Raw genomic sequence first — 16415 nt, forward strand, 5'->3', positions numbered from 1 at the left:
CGGAGAACCACTCGCCGAACTTGGAGCCGCCGTCGGCCTTCTCGGTGTACCCGAGCTGGGTCTCCAGCAGCTTGAGCATGGTCTGGGGCTGGTAGTCAGTGGTGTAAGTCATGGTGAAGGGGGAGCGCTACGCAGAGTCACTGGGGTCGGCCGTGCCGCTCTTCACGGCCGGGACGCTGCGGCGCCGGGTAGGGAACCTGGCGTCGAACACCCGCGACGCAGCCCCACGAGAGGGCATGCGGAACCAGGCCGGAAGGGCCAGGAGGGGTGTGGCGGTGCCAGAGAACAGATCGGCGGGCATCTCGCGGGCTGTGCCTCACGCGAGAGGGGGGCCGCCGGGTCAGTCACACGGCCGTCATGACCGGGTGTCTGGTATGTATAACCATCACGCTGTCCGGGACATTCCATCCGATTTGCCCCGGATTGACCGGCCACCCAACGCGGTCACCTGCGCGGCGACCGGTCATGACCGTCACATGACGTGATGCGGGATGTAACGCGCGGGGGCGGGGTGTAATTCCATGGCTGAGCCGGGGGTCGAGGGTCGGAGTGGTTCTGTGACTACGCTCAGTTACTACCCGTGGGTAGCTTCGGTGAAACGCCGGTAAGCGCGGGTCTGCCGGCGTTGCGCCAGGTTGGGGCCCGGTTGGGGCGATCCTGTCCCGTTACGGCGCGAGGATGCCCTTGGCGACGGCCTGCTCCACCAGTTCCGTGGCGTACGCGCCCAGGGTCTCCGACCCCTCGGCGATGAGGGCGACGTTGCGGAGGACCTGGGCCGAGTTGATCTGGTGGCGGGCCCAGGTGCCGCCCTCGGTGTGGAAGTTGGCGAGCAGCGGGTTGAGGCGGTCCAGTGCGCGGGCGAACCTGGCCTCCGGCGTGCGCCGTTCCTCGAACTCGTCCCACAGGGCGCGCAGTCGCGCGGTCTGGTCCTCCGGGAGCAGCCCGAAGATGCGGTCCGCCGCCGCGCGCTCGCGTTCGGCCTGGTCCGCCACGGCCGCCGTGTCGTAGATGAAGGTGTCGCCGGCGTCGATCTCCACGAGGTCGTGGATGAGCAGCATCGCGATGACCTTGTCCAGGTCCGTCCCCGGTGGCGCGTGCTCGCCCAGTACGAGCGCCATCATCCCCAGATGCCAGGAGTGCTCGGCGTCGTTCTCGCGCCGGGACCCGTCGACCAGCGTGTTCCGCCGGAGGATTCGCTTGAGCTTGTCGATCTCCAGCGTGAACTCGATCTGGGATCGCAGGCGTTCGTGAGTCGGCGCGGTCGTCACTCGCCCCACCTTATCCCTCGTGATCATCTCGTGCCGAGCCTACCCGCCCCCATCCCTGCCACCTTGCCGCGAATTGGGTCTTGTCAGGGTGATCCTGACGTCACTACCGTCAGGATCACCCTGACAGCAAGAGGAGTGAAAGGAGAGGTGATGGAAGCCGAGATCATCGAGACGACGGCCACCCGCCACTGCTCGTTCTGCGCCAAGGCGAGCACCGAGGTCGCCAAGGTGATCGCCGGAGCGGGGGTCTACATCTGCGACGAGTGCGTCGCGCTGTGCAACGCGATCCTCGCGTCGCCGCCCCCCGAGCCCGGCACCCCCCGGATTCCGGCCCCCGACGTCATGTCGGACGAGGAGATCCTGGCCTTCATCCCCCGCATCGCCGTCACCGGCCTGCAGGTCGAGCGCAGCCTGCACGAGTGGGTGACCGTCCTGCGCGACCGCGGGGTCACCTGGGAGCGGATCGGGGCCGCCCTCGGCATCACCCGGCAGTCCGCCTGGGAGCGGTTCTCCGCCCCCGCCTGACCAGCGCGGTCAGGCCGGGGTGACGGTCACGGGGACGCCGTTGAAGACGGCGTTGCCGGACACCGCGTCGATGATCGTCTCGTCCGTGAGGATGTTGGCGCTCACCCCCGCGTTGGCCGAGGCGATCCGCTGGGACGGCTCCTCGTGGCCCCACCCGTGCGGAAGGCTCACCACCCCGGGCATGATCGAGTCCGTCGTCTCCACGTCGGCCAGGACCGAGCCGGCCGCCGACTTGACCAGCGCCCTCCCGTCGAGGCCCAGCCGGCGGGCGTCGGCCGGGTTGATCTGCAGCGTGCAGCGGTTGGTGCCGCCCACCAGGGGCGCCAGGTTGTGCATCCAGCTGTTGTTGGAGCGCAGGTGGCGGCGGCCGATCAGGACCAGGCCGGGGGCCGTCCCGGACAGCTCCGCCCGCAGCCGGGGCACGTCGGCGGCGATCTCCGGGGGCACGAGTTCCACGACCCCGCTCGCCGTACGCAGGACGTCCGGCAGGCGCGGCTGGAGGGGGCCGAGGTCCAGGCCGTGCGGGGCCTCGCGCAGGCGGTCCAGGTTCAGGCCGCCGGGCTCCGTCCACGAGCCTCGGTGGCCGAGCCGGAGCATCATGTCCAGCCGGAGCTCCGCCCCGGTCTCACCGGTCAGCTCGGCGCGCAGCGACGCCACGTCGCGGCCCTCGACCGGGGAGCCGGGCGTCTCCACGGCCTTGCGCAGCGTCTGGTCGATGATCAGCTCGTCCAGGAGCGCCGGGTCGCCCTCCTGACCGGCGGCGATCATGGCCAGCCGCGCCAGGATCTCCGACTCGGCCGGGCGGCCGGGCTCCAGCGGGAACACCGGCGGGGAGTACCGCACGTAGTCGCGGACCGCGAACCCCAGCAACGCGAAGTCGTAGTGCGGGCTCTGCGTCACGCGCGGCGGCGGGAGGATCACGTGCGCGTGCCGCGTGGTCTCGTTGACGTACGGGTCCACGCTGACCATGAAGTCCAGCCCGGCCAGCGCCCGCGCCACCCGGGGCCCGTTCGGCGCGGACAGCGCGGGGTTGCCCGCCACGGTGATCAGCGCGCGGACCTGACCCTCGCCCGGCGTCTCGATCTCGTCGGCCAGGGTCGCCACCGGCAGCTCCCCGTTGACCTCCGGGAGTCCCCGCACCCGGCTACGCCACCGCCCGATCCGGTACGGCTTGCGCCGCAGGTACGCCGGCCGGTGCGCCGGATAGGGGAACATCGCCCCGCCGGGCCTGTCGAGGTTGCCGGTGAGCACGTTGAGCACGTCCACCAGCCAGTTCGCCAGCGTGCCGAAGCGCGCCGTGCAGGTGCCGATGCGGCCGTACACCGCGGCGGAGGGCGCGGCGGCCAGCTCGCGCGCCAGCCGTACGACGGTGTCGGCGGGCACGCCGGACGCCGCGGCCACCGCGGACGGGGTGAACGGCTCCAGCAGCTCGCGCAGCGCGGACAGGTCGCCGACCGGGACCGACACCCGCGTCAGGTCCTCGGCGAGGAGCGTGCGCGCGATCCCGGCGAGCAGCGCGGCGTCCATGCCGGGGCGGATGGGCACGTGCTCGTCGCCCAGCTCGGCCGTGCGCGTGCGGCGCGGGTCCACGACGACGAGCCGCCCGCCGCGTGCGCGCAGGCGGCGGAGCCGGCCGGGGAAGTCGGGCGCGGTGCACAGGGAGCCGTTGGACTCCAGCGGGTTCGCGCCCAGCATGAGCAGGTAGGACGTGCGGTCGAGGTCGGGCACCGGGATCGCCATGGGGTCGCCGAACATCAGCCCGGCGGACACGTGCTTGGGCATCTGGTCGGCGGTGCTCGCGGAGAACACGTTGCGCGTGCCCAGGCTCTTGATCAGCGGCGTGAGGTAGAGCGCCCCGGCGATCGTGTGCGCGGACGGGTTGCCCAGGTAGATCCCGAGGGAGGCGCGGTCCACCCCGCGCAGCCCCTCCGCGGCGACGGCGAACGCCTCCTCCCACGACACCGGCTCGAAGCCGCCGGCCCGCCGTACCAGCGGGGCGGTCAGCCGGTCGGGGTCGGAGTCGAGGCGGCCCAGGGAGGCGCCCTTCGGGCAGATGAAGCCCTGGCTGAAGGGGTCGTCCGCGTCGCCGCGCACGCCGGTCACCCGGTCCCCGTCGATCGTCAGCTTCAGGCCGCAGACCGCCTCGCACAGCGGGCACGTGCGGTACGCCGTCGTCGTCATCCGGCACTCCTGGGTTCGTCGGATAGACCCATCTTGCCGGTCCCGCCCCCGCATGTGAACCCTTGCGGTGAACCGTCCGGATCCGGTACGGCGGGGCCGCCGCCCCACCCGGGCGGCAGGGGTACGGCGGGGCCGCCGCTCCCGCGCGGGCGGCAGGGCCTGCGCTCCCACCGGATGACAGGGCCGCCGCCCTCATGTGATCGGCCGGAGGGGCAGTATGGGCGTATGTCCCGAGAGCGGTTGATCGTCATCGGTGGCGACGCGGGCGGCATGAGCGCCGCCTCCCAGGCCCGTCGCCGCCGCGGTTCCGACGACCTGGAGATCATCGCGGTCGAGCGCGGCGCCCACACCTCCTACTCGGCCTGCGGCCTGCCGTACCTCGTGGGAGGGGCCGTCAAGGCGGCCGAGGACCTGGTCGCGCGCACGCCCCAGGAGTTCGAGCGCGACCACGACATCCGCGTGTGGCTCTGGCACGAGGCGACCGAGATCGACGTGGACAAACGCGTGGTCCGCGTCCGGGACCTGGCCGGCGGGACCGAGCGCGTCGAGCCGTACGACCACCTGATGATCGCGACCGGCGCGGAGCCCGTGCGGCCCGACCTGCCCGGCGCGGACGCGGCGGGGATCTTCGGCGTCCAGACGCTCGACGACGGCATCGTGCTCGACTCCTACATCGGCGAGACCAAGCCCCGCCGCGCGGTCGTCGTCGGCGGCGGGTACATCGGCCTGGAGATGGCCGAGGCCATGGTCGAGCGCGGCATCGCGGTGACCCTGGTCGAGGCGTCGCCGCAGCCGATGGACAAGGGCCTGGACCCCGACATGGGCGCGCTGGTCGCCGAGGCCATCGAGCGGATCGGCGTCGAGCTGCGCAGCGGCGAGCGGGTGACCGCGTTCGAGGCCGGCGACGACGGCGTGGTCCGCGCGGTCGTCACCGACCGCTCCCGCTACCCCGCCGACCTGGTCGTGCTGGGCCTGGGCGTACGGCCACGGGCCCGCCTCGCCCGGGAGGCCGGGATCGCGGTCGGGGAGTCCGGCGGCATCGTCGTGGACCGGCGCATGCGCACGTCGGCGGAGGGTGTCTGGGCGGCTGGGGACGTGGTGGAGAGCGTCCACCGGATCTCCGGGCTCCCGGTCAACATCGCCCTCGGCACGCACGCCAACAAGCAGGGACGGGTCGCGGGGATCAACATCGGCGGCGGATACGCCACCTTCCCCGGGGTCATCGGCACCGCCGTCACCAAGATCTGCGGGATCCAGGTCGCGCGCACCGGCCTGTCCAGCAGGGAGGCGGCGCGGGCCGGGTTCGAGATCGTGACGGCGGCGGTGAAGTCCACGACGCGCGCGGGCTACTACCCGGGCGCGACCTGGATGACCACGAAGATCATCGCGGAGCGCCGGTCCGGGCGGCTGCTCGGGGCGCAGATCGTCGGGGAGGAGGGCGCGGCCAAGCGCGTCGACGTGCTCGCCGTGGCCGCCTGGAACGGCATGACGGTGGAGGAGATGACCGGCCTCGACCTCGGCTACGCCCCGCCGTACTCCCCTGTCTGGGACCCGGTGCTCATCGCCGCCCGCAAGGCCGCCGAGCAGGTCGCCGCCGCCGACGGATGACCGATCGCGGGGCGGCGCCCCGCTCACGTCGTGCGGCTCGCCGCCCCGCCCGGCCGTGCCCGCGCGGGCGCCCCGCTCCGCCGTACGGCGTGAGCGGCGGCGTCCCTCGCGCCGGCCGCGCGGCTCGCCTCCGCGAAGGGTGCGGGGGATCGCGCGGCCGGCGCGAGTCCGGGCTGGTCCGGAATCGGCGTCCGTCCCTGGCGCGGGACCGTCGGTCCGCGGCGCGGGACGGGGCCGGGTCGCCGTCAGGCCGTGGTCGGCTCGTGGTCGGCTCGTGGCCGCTCGTGGTCCTTGTGATGGCTCGTGGTCAGCTCGGCGTCCTGTCCAGGAGCGTCGTGGCCCAGCGGTCGAGGTAGGGGCCGAGGTGGTCGGCGTCCACGTGCATCAGGTCGAACTCGGGATCGTGGTAGCGGCGCGCGCCGAATCCGGTCCGCGTCACATCCCAGCCGTACGCCCGGGCGCACTCGTCGGCCCGGCCGCAGAGTCTGCGGTCGGCGCGGTCGAGCAGGTCCCCGATGATCTTCTTGACCCAGGCGTGCCCCCTGCCGGCGTAGAACAACGGACACACTCCTTTCCCTGCGGGGGTCACCCGCGGAAGGTTCAGCCGGTCGGCCTCCCCGTGTCGAGCTCGAACCACGTGGTGGTCCCGTTGCCGCCGGCGCGGAATCCCCATCGCGCCGCCAGGAGCCGGACGATCAGCAGGCCCCGTCCCGCTTCGGCGAGCTCCTCCTGGCGGCGTGGTACGGCGGGGCGGCCGGACTCGCGCGGGCCCTCGTCCTCGACCTCCACGCGGATCCCGGTGTCGGCCGGACGGACGCTGACGCGCACCTGCCCGCCACGCCCCGATTCGGTGTGGACGATCGCGTTGGTCATGATCTCGCTGACCAGGAGTTCGGCCACGTCGTGCAGAGCGGGGTCCTCGATGGCCCGGAGCAGGAACGCGCGCGCCGCCGAGACCTGGTCCGGCGTTCCCGGGAGCGTGACGCTGGTGTCCTGGGAGAACCTCGCCGTGGTGGTGATCGCTCCGTGGCTCCGCGTCACATCCATCATGCGTACTCCGTGCCAAGATCGGACCCTTTAGTTCTCATGGTCCAATATTGGGTGTACCGCTGCAAGTTTCAGTGGTTCGTTCGCGGGAAATTTTGTTAGTACTCTCACCGCATGCCTCTGTCACCATTACGAGAGGTTGCGGCACACTAGACGCGGGAACTTCTCATGGTCACTTGGGAAGGGAGTCGGTCGGTGGCCGACCAAGCCAGTCCGACCGTCCGTCGACGCAGGCTCGCAGCCGAGCTGCGTCGTCTCCGCGAGCAGGCGGGCCACACCGTTCACGACGTCGCCAACGTCGCGGGACTGAATCTATCGGCTTCCAAGGTCAGCAGAATCGAAAACGCACGAACCGCCCCCAAGTTAGAGGACGTCGAAGGACTCCTTCGTCTCTACGGGGTGGGCGAAGGCGAGCGGGAGATCCTGCTGCGACTCGCCAGAGAGGCGGGGCAGCGCGGGTGGTGGGAGACCTACTCCGACGTCCTGCTGCCCGAATACGCCACTTTCATAGGTTTAGAGGTGGAGGCACGGTCGGCCCGGAACTGGGAACCCGTGGTCGTGCCGGGGCTGCTGCAGACGGAGGACTACGCCAGACACGTGATCCGTGGCTGGCAGTCGGTGATGCCCTTTCCTCCGGCGCAGGTCGAGCGGCGCATCGAACTCCGGATGAAACGTCAAGAAGTGATCAACAGGCGGGATCGGCCGCTGGTGCTGAGTGTCGTGATGGACGAGTCGACGCTGCTGAGGAGGTTCGGCGACGCGTCCATCATGCGAAAACAGCTCCACCATCTGGTCGAGTCCGCCCAGCGGCCCAACATCACGCTGCGGATCCTGCCGTTGAACGGCCAGCATCCGTTCGTGGGTCCGGCCTTCGTGCTTTTTGACTTTCCAGTGGAAAAAGATCACGACATAGCTTATATCGAACACCTGAGCAGCGCAATATATGTTGAGCAGGATTCCGAGGTATATGAATATTCGCGATCTTTCGAGCGCCTGGCGGCCGAATCGCTGTCAGAGGAGGAGTCCCTATTGGTGATCGAGCAAAGGGCTCGGTCTTTCTAGAAAGAAAAACAGGGACTGAGATCATGAATTCGGTCGACATCTCCGCCGCGACGTGGCGGCGGAGCCTGCGGAGCATGGCCAACGGCAACTGCGTCGAGGTCGCCGACCTCGGCCGGGACCACGTGGGCGTCCGCGACAGCAAGGACGTCAACGGTCCAGCCCTCGTCTTCTCGAAGAAGTCGTGGGCGGAGTTCGCCGGCTCCGTGAAGCGGGGTCAGTTCGACGTGTGACCCCTCGCCCGGCCGGACGCGTGTTCGGCCGGGCAGGTCGTTGCCCGAGTTCCCAGGTCCCCTGCGGTCTCCGTGACCGGTGCGGTCCGCGAGGCCGTGTGTCGGCTCCCCTGTGCTCCCGGCTCCCGCGCGTTCCCCGGCTCCGGGGAGGGTGGCCGGCTCCTCGTGCGTTCGGCGGGCCCCGCGCGTTCTCCGGATCCCATGGCGGCGGGCGTTCGGGGGCGTCCGGTTTGTGCGGTGTTCCGCGAGCACCGGTTCCGGCGTGGCATGCTCGGGAGACGATGAACCAGATACGTGCGCGTGTGTCAGCTCTGTCCGCCGCGGCCCTCGCCCTGGGCGTCCTCGCCGCCTGCTCGTCCGCGGAGTCCTCGACGCCCAAGGCCGCCACGAAGGCTCCGGCGGCGACGCCGAAGCCCGACAAGTCCGAGCCGCTGCCCGTCACGCGGCAGCCGTTCACGATCTCCTTCGGCGGGGACGTGCACTTCGAGGGCTTCCTGCGGGCCCGGCTGGCGAACCCCTCGACCGCGCTGGGGCCCATCGCCTCGACCTTGCGCAAGGCCGACCTGGCGATGGTCAACCTGGAGACCGCGATCACCATGGGCGGCACCCCGGCCCCGGGCAAGCAGTTCAAGTTCCGGGCGCCCGAGAGCGCGCTCACCGCGCTGAAGGCGTCGGGCGTGGACGTGGTGTCCATGGCCAACAACCACGGCATGGACTTCATGGAGAGCGGCCTGCGCGACTCCCTCAAGGCCATCAAGAAGGCGAAGTACCCCGTGGTGGGCATCGGCAAGGACGCCGACGAGGCCTACAAGCCCTGGCGCACCACGGTGAAGGGCAACCGGGTGGCGATCCTCGGCGCGACCCAGGTGCTCGACGACCACCTGATCCAGGCGTGGACCGCGACCGACGAGAAGGGCGGGCTGGCCTCGGCCAAGAACGTCGAGCGCATGGTCGAGGCCGTGAAGGAGGCCCGCGCGGAGGCCGACACGGTGATCGTCTACCTGCACTGGGGCGCCGAGCTCCAGAAGTGCCCGCTGCCCCGGCAGCCGGAGCTGGCCAAGCGGCTCATCAAGGCCGGCGCGGACGTGATCGTGGGCGGCCACGCGCACATCCCGCTCGCGGGTGGGTACATGAACGGCAAGTACGTCCACTACGGGCTGGGCAACTTCGTCTTCAGCTCGGCGAACGGGCAGACGGCCAACAGCGGGGTGCTCACGCTGACCCTCAGGGGCGGGGAGGTCCTCAAGTCCTCCTGGCGTCCGGCGCGGATCTCGGGCGGCCTGCCGAGGCTGCTCACCGGGCCCGCGGCCCAGCAGGAGCTGGCCCGCTGGAAGTCGCTGCGGAGCTGTACGACGCTGGAGGACGCGCCCTAGGATTAGACGCGCCGTCTAATAAATGAGGTGGTCGCATGCGTCGGGTATCATCCGCGGGCGTCGAGATCGCCTGGTGTGAACAGGGGGACCCGGCGCGGCCGACGGTCCTGCTCGTGCACGGCTACCCCGACTCCCACCGGGTGTGGGACGAGGTCGCGGACCTGCTGGCGGAGCGCTTCCACGTGGTGCGGTACGACGTGCGCGGGGCCGGGAGCTCCGGCGCCCCCCGTGACGTGGCGTCGTACACCCTCGACCACCTCGTCGCCGACATGGGCGCGGTGCTCGACGCGATCGGCAAGGACCGCGTGCACCTCGCCGGGCACGACTGGGGCGCGATCCAGGGCTGGGAGGCGATCACCCGGCCGGAGGTGCGCGACCGCGTGGCCTCCTTCACCGCCTTCGGCGGCCCCAGCCTGGACCACGCCGCGTGGTTCATGCGGCACGGCCCCCGCGGCGGCGCCCTCGGGCAGGCGGTCCGCTCCTGGTACATCGGCTTCTTCCAGTTCCCCGTGGTGCCCGAGCTGGCCATGAGCACCTTCGCCCCCCGCCTGATCACCGAGGCCCTGCGGCTCGGCGAGGGCGTACGGCCGCGCGAGGGGCACCCCGCCGCCACCTACCGGCGCGACGCGCTGAACGGGATCAAGCTCTACCGCGCGAACATGCCGGCCCGGCTCGCCGAGCCCCGCGAGGTCCCCCTCCCGGACACCCCGGTCCAGGTCATCGAGGCCGTCCGCGACCCGTTCGTCTCGCCCGCGCTGCTCGCCACGGCCCGCGACCGGGTGCCGCGGCTCTGGCACCGCCGCCTCCACGCCGGGCACTGGGCCCAGCGCTCCCACCCCGGGGTCGTCGCCCGCTGGATCCGCGAGTTCGCCGAGCACATCGAGTACGGCGGCCCGCCCTCCCGCTCCCTGAGCCGCGCGGAGGTGCGCCCGGAGCGCCGGGCGTACGACGACCACCTCGTGGTGGTGACGGGCGCGGGCAGCGGCATCGGGCGCGCCACGGCGCGGGCGTTCGCGGCGCACGGGGCCGAGGTGGTCTGCGCCGACATCGACGCGGAGGCGGCCGAGCGGACCGCGAAGGAGACCGGCGGTCATCCGTACGTCGTGGACGTGGCGGACACGGCGGCGATGGAGCGCTTCGCCGGGGAGGTCGAGGACGCGCACGGGGTGCCGGACATCGTGGTGAACAACGCGGGGATCGCGGTCGCCGGGCCGTTCCTCGACCACACGGCGGAGGACTGGAGCCGCGTCTTCGACGTGAACCTGGGCGGCGTGGTGAACGGCTGCCGCGTCTTCGGGCGGCGGCTCGTCGAACGCGGCGAGGGCGGGCACCTGGTCAACGTCGCGTCGCTGGGGGCGTTCGCGCCGAGCCGGGCGCTGCCCGCCTACTCCGCCTCCAAGGCGGCCGTGAAGACGCTGGGGGACTGCCTGCGCGCGGAGTTCCGCCGCCACGGGATCGGGGTGAGCACGATCTGCCCCGGCTTCACCTCCACCCCGCTCGCCGAGCACGTCGTCTACCGCGGCCGCCGTGTCGAGAGGGAACGCCGGCGGGCGATCCGGGCGCTGCGCCTGCGCCGCTTCCCGCCCGAACGCATCGCCGCCCACATCCTCCGCGCCGTCCACCGGGACCAGGCCGTGGTGCCGGTGAACACCGAGGCCAGGCTCGGCTACCTCATCTCCCGCCTGGTCCCTGCGGCCCTGCGGGCCACGGCCCGCCTGGTCCGCCTCCGCTGAACACGCCCCCTCCCTCTCCCGCCGGCCCCGCGTCGGCGGAGGTGCCGGGCGTCCGCCGTACGGGATCCGCGTGGGAACGTTCCGGTTCGCGCCGGGAATCGATGGCAGGCGCGCGGGGGTGGAGGCAAGATTGGAGGCGTGTCGAGACCATCCGAGGCTTCCAGTGAGATCGTCGCCCCGCTGCGGCGGCGCCCGGCCCAGCGGCGCAGCGCGCGGCGCGTGGAGCGCATGCTGGACGCCTGCGCCCAACTGCTCGACGAGATCGGCTACGACGCCCTCACGACCACCCGGATCGCCGAGCGCGCGGGGGTGGCGATCGGCTCGGTCTACCAGTTCTTCCCCGACAAGCGCGCGATCGCGCAGGCGCTGACCCAGCGCAACCTCGAGGTCTTCGTGTCCCGGGTGGGGCAGCGGTTCATCACCGAGGAGTACGCCGGGTGGTGGGCCGCCGTGGACGCGATCATCGACGAATACGTCCACATGCTGCGGCACGTCCCCGGGTTCCGGTCGCTGCGGTTCGGCGACGTGGTGGACGTGCACCTGCTCGACCCGGCGGCCGACAACAACGCGGTGATCTCCGGGCGGCTGCGCGGGCTGCTGCTCAGCGAGTTCGGCCTGGCCGACAGCGACGAGCTGGACCGGGCCGTGGTGGTCGCCGTGGAGGCGGCCGACGCGGTTCTCAAGCTGGCGTTCCGCCGCGACCCCGAGGGCGACGCCGAGATCGTGGCCGAGGCCAAGAAGCTCGTGCGGGGCTACCTGTCGAGTCAGCTCTCCTAGCGCCCGCCGCCCGAGACGGGGTGGCTCGCCGGGCAGGGCACGCCGGTGGTCACGCTGATCAGTTCGCGGTGGGCCTTCTCGATGGCGGCGAGGCGGGCGTCGGCGTACGCCAGGAATCCCGGTACGGCCGCGGCGAGCACGGCCGCGCAGATGAGCAGGCCGATCGTGGTCCGGGAAACGCGCATCCTCGTCACCTCCCGGTCATACGGCGCGGATATCCCCGATACCCCTTGTGTCGGATTTAATCCGTAGAGTGACGGATTTCGGATATGGGAGTTTAGGGACTCAAGCAGTCTTTGCGGGCGTGCGCCCCGCATGCCCCGGCCGATGTGGGTAGCCTCGGGGGCGTGGCTCATGTGACCTATGAGTACATTGATCGACTTCTCGGGCAGGCCCTGCTGCTGGGCGACCACGGGACGCTCGCGCGACGGCTGACCGAGTTGATCGACGACTACTCCTCGGGGGACGTGCCCCGGGCCACGGTCATGGTCATGGCCGCCGAGGAGTGGCGGCAGGCCGGGCAGCCCGCGCGGGCCCTGGAGCTGTTCCGCCGCGCCATCGACGACGGCGGCGACGCCGGGATCGACCCCCGCTGCGGCATCGCCGACACCCTCTTCGAACTCGACCGCCCCGGCGAGGCCCGCGAGATCATCGCCGCGGTGCGCGCCGAGGGCCGCGTGGACCCCCAGTCCGCGCTCTACCTGGCCGAGACCCTGGCCGCCTACGGCGACCTGGAGGCCGCCCACGAATGGGCCACCGAGGGCGTGCGCCTCGGCCCGGACGACCCCGGGCTGCGCGACGCCCTTTTGCGCACGCGCTACCGCATCCGCGTCGACCTCGGCCTCGGCGAGGACACCATCGACGCCATGCTCGACTCCTGACCGTCCCCCTCCCCGGTACGGCCCCGCCGCCGCGCGCGCCGCCGTATGTCCGGGGAGGCCCGCTCCGCCGTACGGCATGAGCGGGGGCCGGGCGTGCGATCCAGACGGCGGCGTCTGGGGCCCGCGGCGTCCGGCGGGCGGTGGCGCCGTGCCGGGGCGGAAAGGGAGAAGCCCCGCCGACGAGGGGAGCGCGGCGGCCGCCGGGCCGGTGTCGGGCTGGGGCGGGGCGGCCGCCGCGGTCTCGCGGTGCGGGGCGGGAGCGGGCGCCCGTGACCCATCGGGGTACGCCACGGGCGGGTCGTGCTCAGTTCACGGGCAGGGCCGGCAGGATCGGGGCGAGGCTGCGGAGCTGGCTGGGGACCGAGTGGCCGTCCACGACGGCGGAGGCGGTGCCCGCGTCCCTGGCCAGGTGCGCGGTGCCCCAGGTGTGGCCGACGCGGCGCAGCTTGGTCAGGTCGTTGGCGTTCACGTCGCCGCAGACCTTGGCGAGGCGGCGGGCGTCCAGGGTGGAGGCCGCCGCGAGCGGGTTCAGGCTGCCGCCCGCGACGCCGGTCAGCGGGCCCCCCAGCCCACTGAGCCGCGGCGCGGACTTGCCCAGCCCCATCTTGGCCGGGTCGATCACGTGCCCGACGCCCGCGACCGGCGCCGGCACGGCCTCCGACCCGGCGCAGAACCGGTCGGCGGCGGCCGGCTGGACGAGCAGCCAGCTTATTCCCGCGGCCATGGCGGCCACGAGCGCGGCCGAGCGTTTGCGTCCGTGTGTGCGGTTGTCCCGCTGACGATGGAACATGCGCCCCCCTGGTTGCGCGAGGTGGTCAGACGAACGCTGAAAGTAGCAGGACCGCGCGGCCCCGGCGGCCGCAATGCGGCAATCCTTTGCTTTACGCTGCGGAGGGTGAGCCCGAAGAGCAGAGGACGCCGACCGGGGGCCCGGCCCGCCGGCCGCGCCAAGCCCCGCAAGTCCCGCCCCGACGACGTGTTCGAACTCCTCCTGCGGGGCGCGCGCGGCCTGCTGCGGGAGCCGGGGCCGGTCGAGGCCGAGCTGCTCGCCGCCCGCCTGATCGCCCCGTGGTGGCGCACCCGCCTGCCCGGCGACGACGCCGAGGCCGTGCTCGCCGACGGCGCGGTCACCTACGCCTCGCGCCTGCGCCGCCCGGAGTCCGTCGCCCTGCTGCGCGCGCTCGCCGTGCTCGGGCCCCCCGGGGTCCGCGCCAAGTCGGCCGCGGCCGCCGACGCCCTCGTGGCGCTGGGCGTCGAGGACCCGGAGTGGGCCGCCGGGCTGGGGTCCGCCGTGCCGGCGCAGGCGTGGGTGCTCGCCGACGTCTTCGGCGACCAGGAGACGATCCTGATCGCCTTCGACCAGGCCGGATCCCAGCACGCCGTGGTGACGCTCATCGACCACAACCTCGGCGGCGCCGCGGTGGACGCCGTGGGCATGACCGACGCCGACGCCGCCCTCCAGGCCCTGCGCGCCGACCAGGCCGCGCGCCGCTTCGCCGCCCTCTCGCCCCTCGACGTCGCCGAGGCGGGCGTACGGCTGTCGCGCGCGCTGTCCGCCACCGCCGAGCTGGACCGCGCGGACGTGTCCGACGAACTGGCCGAGACCCGCCCCTTCCTCCTGCGCCGCCTGGAGGCGATCCCGTCCGCCCCGGCCGAGCCGTACGACGACCAGCCGGACGAGGACGCGGTCGTGGCCGGCTTCCTCGCGTCGGCCCCGGACCTGCCGGCCGAGGCGGACTCGCTGGCCCGCGTGCTGCTGCGCGGCGGCGCCGCCCTGGACCCCGAGCGTCCCCTGCGGATCAGCCCGGCGAAGCTGGAACTGGTCGCCGGAGACTGGCTCCCCGAGCACGTCCTGCTCACCGGGGCCCAGGAGGCGGCCCTCCCGGCGGTCCTCCGCGCCTGGACCGACTTCACGGCCGACCGGATGGACCTCCCCGACGAGGCGCGCCGCCAGGTGGTGACCGCCGCCCTGGAGCTCTCCGCCGACCTGTCCCTCCTCCTGGACCCCGAGGAGGACAACCCCTACCTGGCCGAGGGCGAGGAGTACGACCCCGAGACGGTCCGCCGCCGCCGCTTCGCCCTGCCGTACACCCTGGTCAGGTCCGAGTGGGGCGACCTGTCCGACGAGGAGCACCGCCGGACGCTCATCGAGCTGGAGCACGCGGGGCGGAACGAGCCCGCGCACCACATGACCGCCCACCTCATCGCCGTGAACCAGCTCTGGATCAACGACCCGCCGATCGTCTGGGGGACGGTCCAGCGGCTGATGGCCGACGGGCACACCCGGCACGACGTCCTGCACATGCTCGCGTCCGCGATCCTGTCCCAGGTCTGGCGCACCATGAAGGACAAGGCCGCCTTCGACCCCGAGTCGTACGCGCGGGCCCTGGACGCCCTGCCCGAGTCCGTCTTCAGCCTCCGCCGTCCCGACTGACCCGGCTCCGGCCGTACGGCACGGCGCGGCGGGCACGGCACGGCGGCGCGGCACGGCGGCGCGGCGGTATGGCACGGTGCGGCGCGGCCGGGGTCGGAGCCGCTTCGCGCCCGGGGGGCCGCGCCGGGGCGGAGCCCGCCGGGAGGGCGGATGTGACGGCTGCGGGGAGGCACGGCATGCTTGGTGTCCGTTTTGCTCCCGTTCCTTCCGGGTCGCGGGCTGAGCCGTGCCGGACGGAGGGGCCCGATCTTCCGGGAAGTGCCTTGAACGATGTCGTCATACGCCCGATCGGCGGACGTGATGAGCTGGACCTGTTCTGTTCGCTGCCGTACGGGCTGAACCACGAGCTGGCGGGGGACCTGGAGGCCGGGCGGCGGCTTCCGGGGTGGATGTGGGTCGCCCTCCGGGGCGATCGGGTGGTCGCGCGCCTGGCCTGGTGGGGGCGCGGGGACGGCGTGCCGTACCTGCTGGACATCCTCGACCTCGCCGAGGGGGAGGCGGACCGGGTGGAGATCGGGTCGCGGCTGTTCGAGGCCGCCTCCGCCGCCGTGCTGCCCGCCGGGGAGCCGCCGGTGGAGTGGACGCGGTACGTGCCGCCGGCGTGGCGGGACGACCCGGTCACGCGCGCGGGGGTCGAGGACCGGATGGAGATCCTCGCGCGAGCCGGGGCGCGGCCCCTCGTGGAGCGGCTGCGGCTCGAATGGCGGCCGGGGACCCCGATCGCCGAGGACGACGGGCGGCTGCGGTTCCGTGAGCCGGCCGGGCGCGACGAGCTGGTCTCGCTGATGGCGCTGGTGCTCGACGGCACGCTCGACGCGCACAGCATCGGGGACCTGGCGCGGATGTCGCCGGAGGAGGCCGCGGTCCAGCAGTACGAGGACGAACTGCTCTCCTACAAGAGCCCCCGCGAGTGGTGGCGGGTCGCGACGACGCCGGACGGCGAGCCGGTCGGCTTCGTGATCCCCGCGCGGAACAACTACAACCCGATCATCGCCTACATCGGCGTCGTGCCCGCCCACCGCGGGCGGGGCCACATCGACCGGCTCCTCGCCGAGGGCACCCGCGTCCTCGCCGCGCAGGACGTCTCCCGCGTCCGCGCCTCGACGGACCTCGGCAACGTCCCCATGGCCAGGGCCTTCGCCCGGGCCGGCTACATCGCCTTCGAGCACGAGATCAACATGACCTGGTCCTGACCCGGCCACCCCTCCCTCCCGGTGATCACGTGGTTTCGAGCACAGGGGGCGCCGGAACCGCATGATCACGGTGAAGGGGAGGTCGAGGGGGCGTGACATGGCC

The 16415-nt window shown here is 72.6% G+C and carries 16 protein-coding genes; 10 read left to right on the forward strand and 6 right to left on the reverse strand.

From position 1 onward, the window contains the following. Positions 1 to 665: 665 nt before the first annotated feature. Complete coding sequence (locus D5H75_RS30090; protein WP_119929961.1) at positions 666 to 1295, reverse strand: HD domain-containing protein; 630 nt, start codon at positions 1293 to 1295, stop codon at positions 666 to 668. A gap of 123 nt (positions 1296 to 1418) precedes the next feature. Here D5H75_RS30090 and D5H75_RS44650 point away from each other — a divergent pair, with 123 nt between their 5' ends. Next, complete coding sequence (locus D5H75_RS44650) at positions 1419 to 1793, forward strand: ClpX C4-type zinc finger protein (protein WP_119929962.1); 375 nt, start codon at positions 1419 to 1421, stop codon at positions 1791 to 1793. A 9-nt stretch (positions 1794 to 1802) separates the two neighbouring features. On the opposite strand, the gene D5H75_RS30100 is transcribed toward D5H75_RS44650, so the two are convergent. Continuing rightward, on the reverse strand, positions 1803 to 3974 hold the full coding sequence (locus D5H75_RS30100; protein WP_119929963.1) for a molybdopterin-dependent oxidoreductase: 2172 nt from the start codon (positions 3972 to 3974) through the stop codon (positions 1803 to 1805). 225 nt (positions 3975 to 4199) lie between these two features. On the opposite strand from D5H75_RS30100, the gene D5H75_RS30105 reads away from it, so the two are divergent. Further along, complete coding sequence (locus D5H75_RS30105) at positions 4200 to 5582, forward strand: FAD-dependent oxidoreductase (RefSeq protein ID WP_119929964.1); 1383 nt, start codon at positions 4200 to 4202, stop codon at positions 5580 to 5582. Positions 5583 to 5889: 307 nt separating this feature from the next. On the opposite strand, the gene D5H75_RS30110 is transcribed toward D5H75_RS30105, so the two are convergent. Together D5H75_RS30110 and D5H75_RS30115 are read right to left on the reverse strand one after the other, a co-directional pair. Beyond that, complete coding sequence (locus D5H75_RS30110; protein WP_119929965.1) at positions 5890 to 6141, reverse strand: hypothetical protein; 252 nt, start codon at positions 6139 to 6141, stop codon at positions 5890 to 5892. Positions 6142 to 6182: 41 nt separating this feature from the next. Continuing rightward, on the reverse strand, positions 6183 to 6632 hold the full coding sequence (locus D5H75_RS30115) for an ATP-binding protein (protein WP_119929966.1): 450 nt from the start codon (positions 6630 to 6632) through the stop codon (positions 6183 to 6185). 192 nt (positions 6633 to 6824) lie between these two features. Between D5H75_RS30115 and D5H75_RS30120 the strand changes: the two genes are divergently transcribed. The 5 genes from D5H75_RS30120 to D5H75_RS30140 all read left to right on the forward strand — a co-directional run bounded on the left by D5H75_RS30120 (position 6825) and on the right by D5H75_RS30140 (position 11804). After that, entirely contained in the window at positions 6825 to 7691 is an 867-nt protein-coding gene (locus D5H75_RS30120) for a helix-turn-helix domain-containing protein (RefSeq protein ID WP_119930107.1), read from the forward strand. Between the two features lie 23 nt (positions 7692 to 7714). Next, positions 7715 to 7921 carry a DUF397 domain-containing protein gene (locus D5H75_RS30125; RefSeq protein WP_119929967.1) on the forward strand — a complete coding sequence of 69 codons (207 nt, stop codon included), beginning with the start codon at positions 7715 to 7717 and terminating at the stop codon, positions 7919 to 7921. Positions 7922 to 8202: 281 nt separating this feature from the next. Next, positions 8203 to 9294, forward strand: a complete 1092-nt coding sequence (locus D5H75_RS30130) for a CapA family protein (RefSeq protein ID WP_202638638.1) — start codon at positions 8203 to 8205, stop codon at positions 9292 to 9294. A 35-nt stretch (positions 9295 to 9329) separates the two neighbouring features. Continuing rightward, positions 9330 to 11027 carry an SDR family oxidoreductase gene (locus D5H75_RS30135; protein ID WP_119929969.1) on the forward strand — a complete coding sequence of 566 codons (1698 nt, stop codon included), beginning with the start codon at positions 9330 to 9332 and terminating at the stop codon, positions 11025 to 11027. Positions 11028 to 11255: 228 nt separating this feature from the next. Then, positions 11256 to 11804: a TetR/AcrR family transcriptional regulator gene (locus D5H75_RS30140; protein WP_119929970.1), complete on the forward strand. Its 549-nt coding sequence runs from the start codon at positions 11256 to 11258 to the stop codon at positions 11802 to 11804. Here the strand turns inward: D5H75_RS30140 and D5H75_RS30145 are convergent. Continuing rightward, positions 11801 to 11989 (reverse strand): hypothetical protein, encoded by a 189-nt coding sequence (locus D5H75_RS30145; protein WP_119929971.1) that lies wholly within the window; start codon positions 11987 to 11989, stop codon positions 11801 to 11803. The two genes, D5H75_RS30140 and D5H75_RS30145, sit on opposite strands and share 4 nt — an antisense overlap. Before the next feature lie 162 nt (positions 11990 to 12151). On the opposite strand from D5H75_RS30145, the gene D5H75_RS30150 reads away from it, so the two are divergent. Then, entirely contained in the window at positions 12152 to 12685 is a 534-nt protein-coding gene (locus D5H75_RS30150) for a tetratricopeptide repeat protein (RefSeq protein WP_242454616.1), read from the forward strand. Between the two features lie 304 nt (positions 12686 to 12989). Here D5H75_RS30150 and D5H75_RS30155 read toward each other — a convergent pair whose 3' ends face one another. Continuing rightward, positions 12990 to 13475, reverse strand: coding sequence for a hypothetical protein (locus tag D5H75_RS30155; protein ID WP_147425311.1), 486 nt, complete (start codon positions 13473 to 13475; stop codon positions 12990 to 12992). Between the two features lie 105 nt (positions 13476 to 13580). Here D5H75_RS30155 and D5H75_RS30160 point away from each other — a divergent pair, with 105 nt between their 5' ends. Continuing rightward, complete coding sequence (locus D5H75_RS30160) at positions 13581 to 15119, forward strand: DUF1841 family protein (protein WP_147425312.1); 1539 nt, start codon at positions 13581 to 13583, stop codon at positions 15117 to 15119. A 263-nt stretch (positions 15120 to 15382) separates the two neighbouring features. Continuing rightward, the gene (locus D5H75_RS30165) at positions 15383 to 16312 is read left to right on the forward strand and encodes a GNAT family N-acetyltransferase (RefSeq protein WP_119929975.1); all 930 of its coding nucleotides are present in this window, start codon (positions 15383 to 15385) and stop codon (positions 16310 to 16312) included. The last annotated feature ends 103 nt before the right edge of the window (positions 16313 to 16415 follow it).

It is taken from the genome of Bailinhaonella thermotolerans, from assembly GCF_003594875.1.
In the GTDB taxonomy this organism is placed as follows: Bacteria; Actinomycetota; Actinomycetes; order Streptosporangiales; family Streptosporangiaceae; genus Bailinhaonella; species Bailinhaonella thermotolerans.

Coding starts and splice junctions, on each gene's coding strand:
- D5H75_RS30090 (WP_119929961.1), bottom strand. CDS start 1,295: ATGATCACGAGGGATAAGGTGGGGCGAGTGACGACCGCGCCGACTCAC.
- D5H75_RS44650 (WP_119929962.1), top strand. CDS start 1,419: ATGGAAGCCGAGATCATCGAGACGACGGCCACCCGCCACTGCTCGTTC.
- D5H75_RS30100 (WP_119929963.1), bottom strand. CDS start 3,974: ATGACGACGACGGCGTACCGCACGTGCCCGCTGTGCGAGGCGGTCTGC.
- D5H75_RS30105 (WP_119929964.1), top strand. CDS start 4,200: ATGTCCCGAGAGCGGTTGATCGTCATCGGTGGCGACGCGGGCGGCATG.
- D5H75_RS30115 (WP_119929966.1), bottom strand. CDS start 6,632: ATGATGGATGTGACGCGGAGCCACGGAGCGATCACCACCACGGCGAGG.
- D5H75_RS30125 (WP_119929967.1), top strand. CDS start 7,715: ATGAATTCGGTCGACATCTCCGCCGCGACGTGGCGGCGGAGCCTGCGG.
- D5H75_RS30130 (WP_202638638.1), top strand. CDS start 8,203: ATGAACCAGATACGTGCGCGTGTGTCAGCTCTGTCCGCCGCGGCCCTC.
- D5H75_RS30135 (WP_119929969.1), top strand. CDS start 9,330: ATGCGTCGGGTATCATCCGCGGGCGTCGAGATCGCCTGGTGTGAACAG.
- D5H75_RS30140 (WP_119929970.1), top strand. CDS start 11,256: ATGCTGGACGCCTGCGCCCAACTGCTCGACGAGATCGGCTACGACGCC.
- D5H75_RS30145 (WP_119929971.1), bottom strand. CDS start 11,989: ATGCGCGTTTCCCGGACCACGATCGGCCTGCTCATCTGCGCGGCCGTG.
- D5H75_RS30155 (WP_147425311.1), bottom strand. CDS start 13,475: ATGTTCCATCGTCAGCGGGACAACCGCACACACGGACGCAAACGCTCG.